Origin of the sequence: Streptomyces sp. NPDC007162 (genome assembly GCF_040634175.1) — a bacterium.
Lineage (GTDB): Bacteria > Actinomycetota > Actinomycetes > Streptomycetales > Streptomycetaceae > Streptomyces.
The window spans coordinates 1-13,075 of record NZ_JBEYFC010000237.1 but is presented as its reverse complement, the minus strand read 5'-3'; the positions used below and the strand labels follow the sequence as shown (position 1 = coordinate 13,075).

Sequence of the window (13,075 nt, the reverse complement as noted above, 5' to 3'; positions counted from 1 at the left end):
TCGTGGTCTTGATGCCGTGGGGACCAGTGGGGGACCACACGGTACTCACGACTCTGAACGGCACGCACGGAGGCGCGCGTTCTGCGTCCTAGTTATGCCTGATGTGTGCGGGTAGTTTCTGTGGCCCTCACTTCTGGGGGTCAAGGGGTCGCAGGTTCAAATCCTGTCGTCCCGACGTGTGGAAGTCGGGGATCAGAGGCTGTTCCGGAGAGATCCGGAACAGCCTCTGACCGTTTTGGGGACAAGCCGTGCGCCAGAGGGCGAGGGGGCCGCGGGTCTGGTGGCGGGGGCGCCGGGGTGCGAGGCTGGGGACACCAGCCTGGTCTGGTAGGAGACCCCGCACCGTCGGGCGGTCGTCCGTGCGGCGGCCGGTGGTGGGTGCGGGTGGTCTTGCTCGGCTGTGAGCGGTCTTGGCGGCCGCGCGCTTGACGGCCTTCTTCCGGCATCGGGAGCCGACCGTGATGGGCTTCGACCCGAACGGTGGTTCTTCCATGCAGTCCTTCTTCGACATGCGGATCAGTGACTCACCCGGACGGATCGTGTTGACCGTGGCCGGGGAGCTGGACTTCACGGCCCGCTCGCAGGCCGCGCCGGTCATCGGCCCGCTCGCGCTCACGGGCCGGGATCTCGTCGTCGACCTGACCCGGGTGACGTTCATGGACGCCGGCGGTCTGGGGATGCTCCTCCGCCTGCACGAACGGGTCGCAGCGGGCGGCGGTGCCATGGAACTGCGCGGGCTGCGGCCCGAGGTCCGGCGCGTGCTGGAACTCACGGGCACGGACGGCCGGTTCCCGCAGGAGGCGCGTCCCGGGCACGGCACGACGGGACCTGTCCTGGATGCCGCCTAGACGGGCGGCACACGCACTAGTCGAACTCGCTCGGCATCGGTGCCGGGGTCTTGCCGGAGAGTACGTCCTTGAGGCGCTGGGCGCCGTTCTGCACGGCCAGCGCGGTGCTGTCGTGGTCGACGGCGTCGAGGGCGCCGTTGGTGACGGCCGCCCCGGATGCGCCGATGCGCAGCACCGCGACGTCCGTGACGTAGGTGACGGGCTGACCGTCGGTGGTGCCCTGCACGGTCACCGTCAGCGCCTCCCGGGCGTCGCCCACGTTCGGGACCTGCGCCGACACGACCTGGATCGTGCGCTTGCTGCCGTCCTTGCCGGTGGCCGTGAACTGGTTGCACTTCTGCGGCAGCGTCTTCAGCCAGCCCAGCGTGGCGTTCAGGTTCGCCGAGCCGTAGTCCCCGACCTGGTACAGCATCCGGGCGGTCTCCGAGGTGAAGCCGCGCAGCCCGGAGGCGCCGGTGGCGCGGCCGAGGAGGCTGTCGGAGTAGAGGCTGTCGAGCAGCCGCTGGCAGTCGGCGGCATCGGTCTTCGCGGTGAGGAAGCCGGCCACGTCGACCTTGCCGACCAGCATGTTGTTCCGCCAGGTCGCGGCGTCCGTGGCCAGCTGCCAGTTGTCCTCGATGTCGGCCGGTGTGATCAGTGCTGCCTGCGCGCCCGGCCCGGTGAGGGCGGCGGTCGCCGTCGGTGAGGCGGCGGGGCGCTCGGCTGCGGGCGAGACGGCCGCGGCTGCGGAGTCGCCGCTCCCGCCCGAACAGGCCGCGGTGGCGAGCAGGGACCCCGCCGCCAGGGCCGCGGCGAGGACACGCGCGGGTCGGGACGGACGGGCCATGGCGACTGCCTCCTCGGGAACGCGGTACGTCACTCCGGGCAGGACGCCGCTGCGCCCCGTGGGAGAACGTGGGGTTCGTCCCTCCACGCCACCATCCGCTCCGGCCGCCGACCACTCGCGCGTGCCATTCGGGTGAGCGTGCCGGGGTGGGGGCGGTGTCCCAGGCGTGGACGCCCTCTTGACGCCGGGCGGAGGCCGATCGACACTCCAGAGGGGAATCCTAGTGAAAAGGTAGGGAAAGATGGATCGGCTGCGCGCGGTCACCGGCACAGAGCGCCGAGAAAGCCGTACGCCCTGGCCGGCCGCCCTGCTCTCCTCCCCTCTGCTCACCTCCCGGCTGCACATCGACCTGCTCCGGGTGTGCAGCGCCATCAGCCGCACCGGTTGACCGCGCCGCGTCCTGCGAGGCCCGGCCCGACCGCGCGCGCCTTCCGTGGCCGGGCTCGACTGCGCGCGCCTTCCGTGGCCGGGCTCGACTGCGCGCGCCTTCCGTGGCCGGGCCCACCGCGTGCTCCGCCGCCCCGGCGCCACCCCCGCGCTCCGTAGCCGCCCTGATCCCCCCGGACCCCTGCCGTGAACACCCGCAGTGAACAACCGCCGTGAACACCCGCAGTGACCACCCGCGCTCAGCCGCCCGGGCCGAGCGCCCGCCCACCGATGAACGCTTCCGCCGCGCGTACGTCCACGCGGCCGTACCCGGGGAGACGCATGTCCATCACTCCGCTCACCGCCCTGCCGTCCGTCCGCACCGCCCCCGCCTTCCGGGGGCGCATCGGACGGGACGCGCGCAGCGGGCACTACGCCGTGCCGGGCCGCTACCGGCTCCACCTCGCCACCGCCTGTCCCGACGGCCTGCGCATCGCCGTCGGCCACAGTCTGCTGGCCCTGGACGGCTGTTGTCCGGTCACCTTCCTGCCCGCGGTACCGGACTGTCCCGACGGCAGCCACACGGCACTGCGCCCGCTCTACGAGACCAGCGCCCACCGTTACTCGGGACCGGCCCTGGCGCCGGTGCTGAGCGACGACTGGTCGGGCCGGATCGTCTCCACCCACAGCCGGGACATCCTGCGCGACCTCGACCGCCACTTCGGTGACGGTGTCACGCGCCTGTACCCGAGCGGTGCCGAGGCCGAGATCGAGGCCGTCGAGCGGTTGTGCGCCGAGGACGTCGAGCAGGCCGCGCAGCGCGCCGGGCGGGAGGGCGGCGACCCGCGGGCGCTGCGGACCCTGCTCGCCGCACTGGGCGAGCTGGAACAGCGGCTGACCGGAGTCGAGTTCCTGGTCGGTGGTCGACTGACCGCTGCCGACGTCGAGTTGTGGGTGACCCTGGTGCAACTCGACACCGTGCACCGCAACCACCTGGACGCCTCCGCCGTGCACCGCATCGCCGACCACCCGGTGCTGTGGGCCTGTGCGCGGCGGCTTGCCGCGCACCCGGCCTTCGGCGCCCACCTCGACCTCGACGGCATCGCCCGCCGACACCACGGCCGTTGCCAGGGCCTGGAAGCCGCCGGCGCGGCCGTCCAGATCCTGGACTGGGCCGGGCATGCGGCAGACGCTTCCCGCAGGTGAGAGCGGCCCGAACCGTTCCGCCAACTGGACAGGCGTTGACAATTGTTCGGGCGGCTGCCTAACTTGCGGACCAGAACGGTCAAGAGCGTCAGCATCAAGCCCTGGCTGGCTGACCGGCAACCCTCGCACCGCGGTGGGGTGCCCCAGGTGACGACCCGACCGAATGACGACGTTCGGTAAGCGCGCGGCCCACGGGCCACCAAGCGACAGGTGACGGACATGTACGCAGCTTCCAGCACGGCCCCGCGCCGCGCTCAGGGCTGCGTACAGCCGTACCCGAGCCCGCTCGTCGCCGACCGTGCCGTCGACCTGCTCCGTGTCAACAGCGCCCTGTGTAGCGCGTGTACCGCACCGGGCTGTGCCCGCTGCCGGGTCTGACCAGGTTCAGCCCAGTCCCGCAGCTTCGTGCCGCAGCGTTCCTGACGAAAGCACCGGCCGTCCGGTGTGACGCCGTCCGCCCAGCCTCCGTGTCCCGCGCGCCCCCGCGCCCCGTGCCGTGCCCGAACACGGCGCGGTGCCGCGTGCCCGGCCGTGGGATCCGGGGTGTCCGACTCCGCCGGAGCCCGCCATGAGTGAACCCCCAGGCGCCACCCTCGCCCCCGAGGTGCCGTCCGCCGCCGACGAACCGTCAGAACCGCTCACAGCGCAGCGCGTTCTCCCGCTGCGCAGGCCAGGACGGTGGATCGCCACCGCCGTCGTCCTGGTCCTGGTCGCCCAGTTCGTCCACGGACTGGTGATCAACCCCTTCTACCAGTGGGACCGTTGGGGATACTGGTTCCTGCGGCCGACCATTCTCGACGGGCTGGTCATCACCCTCGAAGTCACCGCCTACAGCGCGGTGCTGGGTCTCCTCGGAGGCATCCTGCTGGCCCTGGCCCGGCTCTCGAAGAGCCCGGTGCTGCGCGCGGTCAGCTGGACCTACGTGTGGGCGCTGCGCTCCATACCGCTCATCGTCGTCCTGCTCTTCCTGTACAACTTCAGCGCCCTGTACAAGACGTTGAGCGTCGGCGTCCCCTTCGGGCCGGCCTTCTTCTCCTTCGACGAGTCCAAGCTCGCCACCGACATGGTCATCGCCGTCATCGGCCTCAGCCTCAACGAGGCGGCCTACGCGGCCGAGGTGGTCCGCGGCGGCATCCTCTCGGTGGACCAGGGCCAGCACGAGGCGGCCGCCGCGCTGGGACTGCCCAAGGGCTACCAGTTCCGGAGAATCGTCTTCCCGCAGGCGCTCAGGTCGATCATCCCGAACTACGTCAACCAGCTCATCGGTCTCATCAAGAGCACCTCGCTGGTCTTCTACGTCTCGCTGCTCGACCTCTTCGGCACCGCGCAGAGCATGGGCTCCACCTACCCCGGCGACATCGTGCCGCTGCTGCTGGTGGTCACCGTCTGGTACCTGATCCTCACCAGCGTCGTCTCCGTGATCCAGTTCTACGTCGAGCGGTACTACGCCCGGGGCGCCACCCGCTCCCTGCCGCCGACCCCCTTGCAGAGACTGCGGGACGGCCTCACCGACCTGCGCGCCCGCATCCGCCGGGAGGCCGCCGTATGAGCATCACCGACACCCTTCAGACGGCCCCCGCCGCCCTGGAGATCCACGACGTCCACAAGTGGTACGGCGCCCACCGCGTCCTCGACGGCGTCGACCTGACCATCCGCCCCGGCGAGGTCACCGTCATCCTCGGCCCGTCCGGCTCCGGCAAGTCCACGCTCCTCAGGGTCATCAACCACCTGGAGAAGCCCGAGATCGGCTACGTCAGCATCAACGACGAACTGATCGGGGTGAAACGGCAGGGCGAGAGACTCAAGGAGCTGAGCGAGCGCGCCATCCTCGCCCAGCGCGGCCGGATCGGCTTCGTCTTCCAGAACTTCAACCTCTTCCCGCACCTGACCGTGCTGGACAACGTGGCCGCCGCCCCCGTCGCCACCGGGAAGCTGACCAAGCCCGAGGCGCAGGCACTGGCCAAGGAACTGCTCGAACGCGTCGGCCTCGGCGAACGCGTCGGCGCCTACCCGCGGCAGCTGTCCGGCGGGCAGCAGCAGCGCGTCGCCATCGCCCGCGCCCTCGCCCTGCGCCCCGGCGTCATCCTCTTCGACGAGCCCACCTCCGCCCTCGACCCCGAGCTGGTGGGGGAGGTCCTCTCCGTCATCAAGGACCTGGCCACGAGCGGCACCACCCTCGTCATCGTCACCCACGAGATCGGCTTCGCCCGCGAGATCGCCGACCGGGTGGTCTTCATCGACGGCGGCAGGATCGTCGAGCAGGGCCCGCCCTCCGAGGTCCTCGACAAGCCGCGGCACGAGCGGACCAGGGACTTCCTCAGCAAGGTCCTCTGAACCGCCGCACCCCAGACCTCCCCCCACGCCCTCACCCTCATCACCGGCACCGACAAGGAACGGCCATGTCTACCCACTTCACCCGACGCAGCCTGATCAGAGGCATCACCGCGGCCACCGCCGTCGCCTCCCTCGCCACCGGGCTCGCCGCCTGCGGGGGCGACAGCGACGCGGCCACCACCACCGACGGCGCCAAGGCCGGGGAGGTCGTCGTCGGACGGGTCTCCAACGGCGCCGCCACCCAGACCACCATCAAGGTCGCCGAGGTCAGGTCCATCAGCGCGGAACTGCCCGCGGCCGTCCGCAAGAGCGGCAGGCTCGTGATCGGCGAGGGCGCCCTGCCCGCCGGGTTCCCGCCGCTGGCGTACGTCGGCAGCGACCAGAAGACCCTCACCGGCTCCGAACCCGACCTCGGCCGCCTGGTCGCCGCGGTCTTCGGGCTCCAGCCGGAGATCAAGAACTTCACCTGGGAGAACATGTTCGTCGGCATCGACAGCGGCAAGGTCGACGTGGCCCTCTCCAACATCACCGACACCGAGGAACGCAAGAAGAAGTACGAGTTCGCCTCCTACCGGCAGGACAACCTCGCCTTCATCGTGCCGAAGAAGAGCACCTGGAACTTCGACGGCAACTACGAGAACCTCGCCGGCAGGACGATCGCCGTCGGCTCCGGCACCAACCAGGAGAAGATCCTCCTGGAGTGGCAGGCGAAGCTGGCCAAGGAGGGCAAGAAGCTCACCGTCAAGTACTTCCAGGACAGCACCAGCACCTTCCTGGCGCTGAACAGCGGGAAGATCGACGCCTCCTTCGGGCCCAACCCCGGCTTCGCCTACCACAACAAGCAGACGGCGAACACGCCCGACGCCACCCGCACCGCGGGTACGTACTCGGGCGCCGGCGCCGGCCTCCAGGGCCTGATCGCGGCCACCGCGAAGAAGGACAGCGGCCTCGCCAAGCCCCTCGCGGACGCCATCAACTACCTGATCGAGCACGGCCAGTACGCCCAGTGGCTCAAGGCCTACAACCTCTCCGACGAGGCCGTCGCCAAGTCCGAGGTCAACCCGCCCGGACTGCCGCTCGACAACTCGTGACCGCCCGCACCAGCACGCCCGTCCGCTCACCGGGAAGGACTCCGCCTCCGTGACCGCCCAGACCGACCTCCACGGAGGCTCAGTCCCCCTCGTGCCCGACACCACACCGCTCGACAACGCCGTCTGGTCCGCTCTCACCGGCCCGCACGCCCACCTCGCGGTGAGGGTCGGCGCAGCCGCCCGCTACCCCGACGACGTCTACGCCTACGCGGCCCTCGCCGACGCCGCCGACCCGGCCGCCTGGGCCGACCTGCTCACGCTCGTCGGCCCCGGAACGACCGTGAAGATCAAGCCGGTCGAGCAGGCACCGCCCGGCTGGGAGGTGGTCGGCGGCGGGCTGGGCGTCCAGTTCGTGGACACCGCGCTGCGGGCCGAGCCCGACCCGGAGGCGGTACGGCTCGGACCGCACGACGTGCCCGAGATGCTGGACCTGGTCGCTCGCACCGAGCCCGGCCCGTTCTGCACCCGGACCGTCCGGATGGGCCGCTACCTCGGCATCCGGCACCGGGGCCGGCTGATCGCCATGGCGGGGGAGAGGCTGCGGCTGCCCGGATGGACCGAGATCAGCGCCGTCTGCACCGACCCGGACCACCGGGGCCGGGGCCTGGCCACCCGGCTGGTCCGCGCGGTCGCCGCGGGCATCCGGGAGCGCGGCGAGACCCCGTTCCTGCACGCGGCCCCGGACAACGCGACGGCCATCCGGCTCTACGAGTCGATCGGCTTCACCGAGCGCCTGCGCGGCCGCACCCTGCTGCTGCGCAGCCCGGGAACATGCGCGGACGTCCCGCTGTTGTGAGTCACGACGAGATGCACGCGAAACAGGGCGAGGAGGTGCGGGACATGACACGTGTCGTCAGTCCCAGTCGCCGTACCGTCCTGCACGCCCGGCCGCACATCGACCTGCTGCGCGTGGCCGGCGCGCTCTGTTGCTCCTGACTTTCCTCCGCCGCGCCGCTCCGTCCGGCGCGCCCTCTTACGGACCTCAGGAAGGCACCACTGTGTCCTCGAATCCCGCTTCCCACCTGCACCTCGCCGTCGCCCTCGACGGCACCGGCTGGCACCCCGCCTCCTGGCGCGAGCCGGTCGCCCGCCCCCGTGAGCTGTTCACCGCCGGATACTGGGCCGACCTGGTCGCCGAGGCCGAGCGCGGTCTCATCGACTTCGTCACCATCGAGGACGGTCTGGGCCTGCAGTCCTCCCACCACGGCGAGCCGGACGGTCGCACCGACCAGGTCCGCGGCCGCCTCGACGCCGTGCTCATCGCCTCCCGGATCGCTCCGCTCAGCCGGCACATCGGCCTGGTACCGACGGTCGTCACCACCCACACCGAGCCGTTCCACATCTCCAAGGCGATCGCCACCCTCGACTACGTCAGCACCGGCCGCGCGGGGCTGCGGGTGCAGATCTCCGCCCGCCCGAACGAGGCGGACCACTTCGGCCGCCGTACCTTCCCGCCCCTCGACCCGGCGGAACCGGCCTCCCCGGCCGGTCAGGAGCGGCTCGCCGAACACTTCGACGAGGCCGCCGACCACGTCGAGGTGGTGCGCCGCCTCTGGGACAGCTGGGAGGACGACGCCGAGATCCGGGACGCCGCCACCGGCCGCTTCATCGACCGGGACAAGCTGCACTACATCGACTTCGAGGGCGGGAAGTTCAGCGTCAAGGGTCCCTCCATCACCCCGCGCCCGCCCCAGGGCCAGCCGCTGGTCACCGCCCTCGGCCACCAGACCGTGCCCTACCGGCTGATCGCCCGCCAGGCCGACGTCGGCTACACCACCCCGCGCGACGCCGCCGGCGCCCGCGCCGTCCTCGCCGAGATCCGCGCCGAGCAGGAGGCCGCCGGCCGGGCCGCCGACACCGTGCACGTCTTCGGTGACCTCGTCGTCTTCCTGGACGACGACGCGGCCGCGGCCGCCGCCCGCAAGGACCGCCTCGACGCCCTCGACGGCGGCGCGTACACCAGCGACGCGCGGATCTTCACCGGGACGGCGGCCGAACTCGCCGACCTCCTGGAGGAGTTCGCCGCCGCGGGCCTCACCGGCTTCCGGCTCCGCCCCGCCGTCCTCGGCCACGACCTGCCGCGCATCACCCAGGACCTGGTCCCCGAACTCCAGCGCCGCGGCCGCTTCCGCACCGCCTACGAGGCCGACACCCTGCGCGGCCTGCTCGGGCTCGCCCGCCCCGCCAACCGCTACGCCGCTGCCACCGCCTGAGCCGGAAGGACCGCACCCCTCATGAGCAAGCCGCTGAAGCAGATCCACCTGGCCGCCCACTTCCCCGGGGTCAACAACACCACGGTGTGGAGCGACCCGGCCGCCGGCAGCCACATCGAGTTCAGCTCCTTCGCGCACTTCGCGAGGACCGCCGAACGAGCCAAGTTCGACTTCCTGTTCCTCGCGGAGGGTCTGCGCCTGCGCGAACAGGGCGGCAAGATATACGACCTGGACGTCGTCGGCCGCCCCGACACCTTCACGATCCTCGCCGCGCTGGCCGCCGTCACCGAGCACCTGGGCCTGACCGGCACCATCAACTCCACCTTCAACGAGCCCTACGAGGTGGCCCGCCAGTTCGCCAGCCTCGACCACCTCTCCGGCGGCCGGGCCGCCTGGAACGTGGTCACCTCCTGGGACGCCTTCACCGGTGAGAACTTCCGCCGCGGCGGCTTCCTGCCGCAGGACGAGCGCTACTCCCGCGCCAAGGAGTTCCTCGCCACCGCGAACGAGCTCTTCGACTCCTGGCGCGGCGACGAGATCCTCGCCGACCAGGCCACCGGCGCCTTCCTCAGCGACGCCAAGGCCGGCTCCTTCGCCCACCAGGGCCCGCAGTTCGACATCCACGGCCAGTTCAACGTGCCGCGCTCCCCGCAGGGCCGCCCGGTGATCTTCCAGGCCGGCGAGTCCGACGAGGGCCGCGAGTTCGCCGCGTCCGGCGCCGACGCGATCTTCAGCCGGTACGCCACCCTCGAAGCCGGGCAGGCCTTCTACACCGACGTCAAGTCCCGCCTCGCCAAGTACGGCCGGAACCCCGGCGACCTGCTGATCCTGCCCGCCGCCAGCTTCGTCCTCGGCGACACCGACGAGGAGGCGGAGGAGATCGCCCACCAGGTGCGCCGGCAGCAGGTCAGCGGGGCGACGGCCCTCAAGCACCTCGAGTTCGTCTGGAACCGGGACCTGTCGTCGTACGACCCGGAGGGGCCGCTGCCCGACGTCGACCCGCTGGTGAGCGAGGAGCACATCTCGCGGGGCCGCGCGCAGGTCCGGATGTACCGCGACCCGATCGCCATCGCCCGTGAGTGGCGGGAGCTCGCCGAGGCCAACAAGTGGTCCATCCGCGACCTGGTGATCAACACCGGCAACCGGCAGACCTTCGTCGGCTCCCCGGCCACGGTCGCCCGCACGATCAACGACTTCGTGCAGGCGGACGTCTCCGACGGCTTCATCCTGGTCCCGCACATCACCCCCGGCGGCCTCGACGGCTTCGCCGACACGGTGGTCCCGCTCCTCCAGGAGCAGGGCGTGTACCGCGCCGAGTACCAGGGCACCACCCTGCGCGACCACCTCGGCCTCGCGCACCCGGACGAGAAGCGGACCGAACGGGCCGCGTCGTAAGGTTCCTCGCGATCACCCTGCTCGCGCACCGCCCGGACCCGGTCACCGGCATCCGGAAGCCGACCCACGACCGGTTCCGGGAGGCGGTGGACGATTACCGGTCCTTCTTCGAGCCCTCCGAGACCCTCGACAAGCCCTACGTCAGCGTCTCCGCCGAGGACGACGCCACCGCCCGCGAACTCGCCACCGGCTACGGCCTGTGAGTGCGCAGCATCCGCACCACCTCGGCGCTGAGGGCCGCAGGCGTGGCAGAACGCGGTGTGGTCGAGGCACGTATCCCTCCCCCGAAGGCTACGTGCCTCGACCGTTTCCCCCCGGCGCCGGACCGTGGTCCGGCCTCCGCGTCGCCGCCGTGTGCCGGCTCACCAGCACATGGCTGCTGTCTCTCCCGACCCCCACGTCGAATGGAGACGTACGCGGACGAAGTAGCGGCGGCCCCTGACGAGCCGGACCCTGACCCTGGCGTTGTGCGGGGTGCCCCCGTCGTCGTGGCCGGCGAGGTAGCGCGGTTCCCCGTCGCGCTCCTCGAAGACCACCACGACACAGTCGCTCGCCCCGAAGGTGCCCACGCTGTAGACGCGGGTCTCCGGCGGCTCCACGGTGAAATCCCCCTGCTCACCGGGGCCGAGGCCGAGCGGTGCCGAGCGGAACGGCACCAGTGCCGCCGGGTCCGCTGCGGGCGGATACCAGCGGAGCGCGAACTCCTTGTCCGCCGGGGACAGCGAGCCCGACGGGTGCAACCCGTTGTGGTACTGCTCCGGCTCCAGGATCAGACCCGGTCCGAAGGGGAACTGCATCACCGACTGCGGGTCCCACACCGAGCCGTTGGCCTCGGCCGCGTCCAGCCGGTGCAGGATGTCACGGTCCGTGCGGTCCCGGCTCCAGTGGTTCGGCGGTCCGGCGAGGTCGGCGTAGACCGCCTCGTCGTCCCAGTGGACGCCCGCGAACGGGCTCTGGTGCTCGTGCCGCATCCCGAGCGCGTGCCCGATCTCGTGCAGCGCCGTCCACCGGCCGTCGTGCTCCGTCAGGTCCCAGCCCAAATTCATGGTGCGCTCGCCCAGACCGACCGGGAGGGCGTCCCGGCCGATCACCGACCAGGAGCCGCCACCCTGCTGGAAGCCGATCCGCAGCTCTGCCTCCGAGCGGTCGGTGACCTCGGCGAACGTCACCCCGATGCCGAGGTCCTGCCACTCCCGGAAGCACTCGCGCACCACGTCCTGCTGCTCCTTGGCACCGGCCCACGGCACCCGGCGGGTCCGCCCGGTCCCCGGGACCGGGATCACCGAGGCGTCGGTGTCGGCGTCGAGGAAGCAGTAGTGCAGAACCGTGCCGTTGACCCACATCCGCCGCCCGGCGGCGAGCGCACCGAGCCGCTCGGCGGCCAGTCCCGGCACGAACGCCGGGGCCGACTGCCGCGGAAGCGAGCAGTAGCGTCGGTTCATGCGCCCAGCGTGCCGGGCCGCCCCACCGGCCGCCTGAGTCGGAGGCTACTCAAGTCCGCCTGTATCAGAGCTGAGCAACGCGACTCGTACTGATGTGACGACTTACGAACAGGACGCCCGGACCCTCGAACTGCCCTGGCCGTTCACCGGCCGGGAGGACGAACTGGAGCTGGTCAGGCGGTCGTCGGTGGCCGGCCGGCAGGGTGTCGTGGTGACCGGGGCGCACGGCGTCGGCAAGACCCGGCTGATCACCGAGGCCGTACGGGGCGCGGACTGCGTCCGGGTGACCGGCACCCCCGAGACCAGCACCCTCCCGTTCGCCGCGTTCGCGCACCTGCTCCCCGACGGGGTCTCGCTGTCCGGCGCGGTGCGCCGGCTGTCCGGGGTGCGGCTCCTGGTCGTCGACGACGCCCACCTCCTCGACGAGAGCTCGGCCGCCGTCGTCCACCAGCTCGCCGTGCACGGCCGCACCCGGCTGCTGGTGGCCGCCGCCGACCCGGCTCCGGTGCGTGGCGCGGTCGCCCGGCTGTGGACCGGTGAACTCCTCACCCACCTCGCGCTGGAGCCGCTGCCGTACGACGAGACCGCCCAGCTGCTCGCCGGAGGTGGTCTGGAGCCGCTCACCGTGCGCCGGCTGCACCGGGTGTGCCGGGGCGATCTGCGGCTGCTGCGCGATCTGCTCGGCGCGCTGCGCGAGTCCGGCGCGCTCACCCGGGTACCGGACACCGGGGAGCGGGCCTGGCGCGGCCCGCTGCCGCTCACCGCGACCGTGAGGGACCGGATCAGGCCCCTGCTGGAACGCCGGGACCCTGGCGAGCGCGACACACTCGAACGCATCGCCTTCGCCGAACCGCTGCCGCGCCACCTGGACGACGGCCTCGACGTCGGGATCCTCGAACGCCTCGAGACGGCCGGCCTGGTCCAGGTGGACGAGCGGGGCGCGGTCCGCCTCGCCCATCCCCTGCACGGCCCCGCCCTGCGCGCTGCGGCGGGCCGGCTGCGGGCCCGCCGGCTCACCCACGGCGCCGACCGGTGCGGGCCGGCCCTGAAGGCGGAGCAGGAGCTGCTGGAGGAGCGTGTCGAGCAGTTGGACGTACGGGAGGTGCCGGCCCCGGTGGGGGAGTGGCTGGCCGCGGGAGACCTGCCCGTACCGGCCGGGTACGCGGCGGTGCGTGCCCGGTACTCGCGGCTTCGGGGGGAGCTGCGAGAGGCGGCGGCGTGGGCGAGGGAGGGGCTGCGCGGGGCGCCGGGCGACGCCTCCTGCCGTATCCGGTGCACGTTCATGTCGACGCCGTAGACGTGGTGCACATGGGTGGTGGCGACGAAGCGGGTGCGGGGGCCGACGAGCACGGCG

12 protein-coding genes, 2 pseudogenes and 1 riboswitch are annotated in these 13,075 nt (G+C 71.9%); of the genes and pseudogenes, 12 read left to right on the top strand and 2 right to left on the bottom strand.

Translation table 11 applies throughout. The features are described 5' to 3' along the window. Positions 1–491 precede the first annotated feature (491 nt). Positions 492–848, top strand: coding sequence for an STAS domain-containing protein (locus ABZ646_RS25800; protein ID WP_360523356.1), 357 nt, complete (start codon positions 492–494; stop codon positions 846–848). 16 nt (positions 849–864) lie between these two features. Here the strand turns inward: ABZ646_RS25800 and ABZ646_RS25795 are convergent, their stop codons facing one another. After that, on the bottom strand, positions 865–1,674 hold the full coding sequence (locus tag ABZ646_RS25795; RefSeq protein WP_360523353.1) for a hypothetical protein: 810 nt from the start codon (positions 1,672–1,674) through the stop codon (positions 865–867). Between the two features lie 241 nt (positions 1,675–1,915). Here ABZ646_RS25795 and ABZ646_RS25790 point away from each other — a divergent pair, with 241 nt between their 5' ends. The 10 genes and pseudogenes from ABZ646_RS25790 to ABZ646_RS25745 all read left to right on the top strand — a co-directional run. Continuing rightward, positions 1,916–2,062: a hypothetical protein gene (locus tag ABZ646_RS25790; protein ID WP_360523350.1), complete on the top strand. Its 147-nt coding sequence runs from the start codon at positions 1,916–1,918 to the stop codon at positions 2,060–2,062. A 320-nt stretch (positions 2,063–2,382) separates the two neighbouring features. Then, positions 2,383–3,246 carry a glutathione S-transferase C-terminal domain-containing protein gene (locus ABZ646_RS25785; protein WP_360523347.1) on the top strand — a complete coding sequence of 288 codons (864 nt, stop codon included), beginning with the start codon at positions 2,383–2,385 and terminating at the stop codon, positions 3,244–3,246. Between the two features lie 77 nt (positions 3,247–3,323). Beyond that, positions 3,324–3,435, top strand: a riboswitch (SAM riboswitch). A 379-nt stretch (positions 3,436–3,814) separates the two neighbouring features. Continuing rightward, positions 3,815–4,795, top strand: a complete 981-nt coding sequence (locus ABZ646_RS25780; RefSeq protein ID WP_360523344.1) for an amino acid ABC transporter permease — start codon at positions 3,815–3,817, stop codon at positions 4,793–4,795. Further along, entirely contained in the window at positions 4,792–5,580 is a 789-nt protein-coding gene (locus tag ABZ646_RS25775; protein ID WP_360523341.1) for an amino acid ABC transporter ATP-binding protein, read from the top strand. The genes ABZ646_RS25780 and ABZ646_RS25775 overlap by 4 nt, the downstream gene beginning before the upstream one ends. Positions 5,581–5,645: 65 nt before the next feature. Then, positions 5,646–6,671: a transporter substrate-binding domain-containing protein gene (locus ABZ646_RS25770; RefSeq protein WP_360523338.1), complete on the top strand. Its 1,026-nt coding sequence runs from the start codon at positions 5,646–5,648 to the stop codon at positions 6,669–6,671. A gap of 49 nt (positions 6,672–6,720) precedes the next feature. Beyond that, positions 6,721–7,467 carry a GNAT family N-acetyltransferase gene (locus ABZ646_RS25765; RefSeq protein WP_360523335.1) on the top strand — a complete coding sequence of 249 codons (747 nt, stop codon included), beginning with the start codon at positions 6,721–6,723 and terminating at the stop codon, positions 7,465–7,467. A gap of 44 nt (positions 7,468–7,511) precedes the next feature. Next, positions 7,512–7,607: a putative leader peptide gene (locus ABZ646_RS25760; RefSeq protein ID WP_360523332.1), complete on the top strand. Its 96-nt coding sequence runs from the start codon at positions 7,512–7,514 to the stop codon at positions 7,605–7,607. A 62-nt stretch (positions 7,608–7,669) separates the two neighbouring features. Then, on the top strand, positions 7,670–8,884 hold the full coding sequence (locus ABZ646_RS25755) for an LLM class flavin-dependent oxidoreductase (protein ID WP_360523329.1): 1,215 nt from the start codon (positions 7,670–7,672) through the stop codon (positions 8,882–8,884). Positions 8,885–8,905: 21 nt separating this feature from the next. Then, positions 8,906–10,279: an NtaA/DmoA family FMN-dependent monooxygenase gene (locus ABZ646_RS25750; RefSeq protein ID WP_360523326.1), complete on the top strand. Its 1,374-nt coding sequence runs from the start codon at positions 8,906–8,908 to the stop codon at positions 10,277–10,279. 80 nt (positions 10,280–10,359) lie between these two features. Beyond that, positions 10,360–10,479: pseudogene (locus ABZ646_RS25745) on the top strand (LLM class flavin-dependent oxidoreductase); the annotation flags it as partial. A gap of 162 nt (positions 10,480–10,641) precedes the next feature. Here the strand turns inward: ABZ646_RS25745 and ABZ646_RS25740 are convergent. After that, positions 10,642–11,721, bottom strand: a complete 1,080-nt coding sequence (locus ABZ646_RS25740; RefSeq protein WP_360523323.1) for a M12 family metallopeptidase — start codon at positions 11,719–11,721, stop codon at positions 10,642–10,644. A 94-nt stretch (positions 11,722–11,815) separates the two neighbouring features. Between ABZ646_RS25740 and ABZ646_RS25735 the strand changes: the two are divergent. Continuing rightward, positions 11,816–12,988 (top strand): annotated as a pseudogene (locus ABZ646_RS25735) (hypothetical protein); the annotation flags it as partial. Positions 12,989–13,075: the final 87 nt, after the last annotated feature.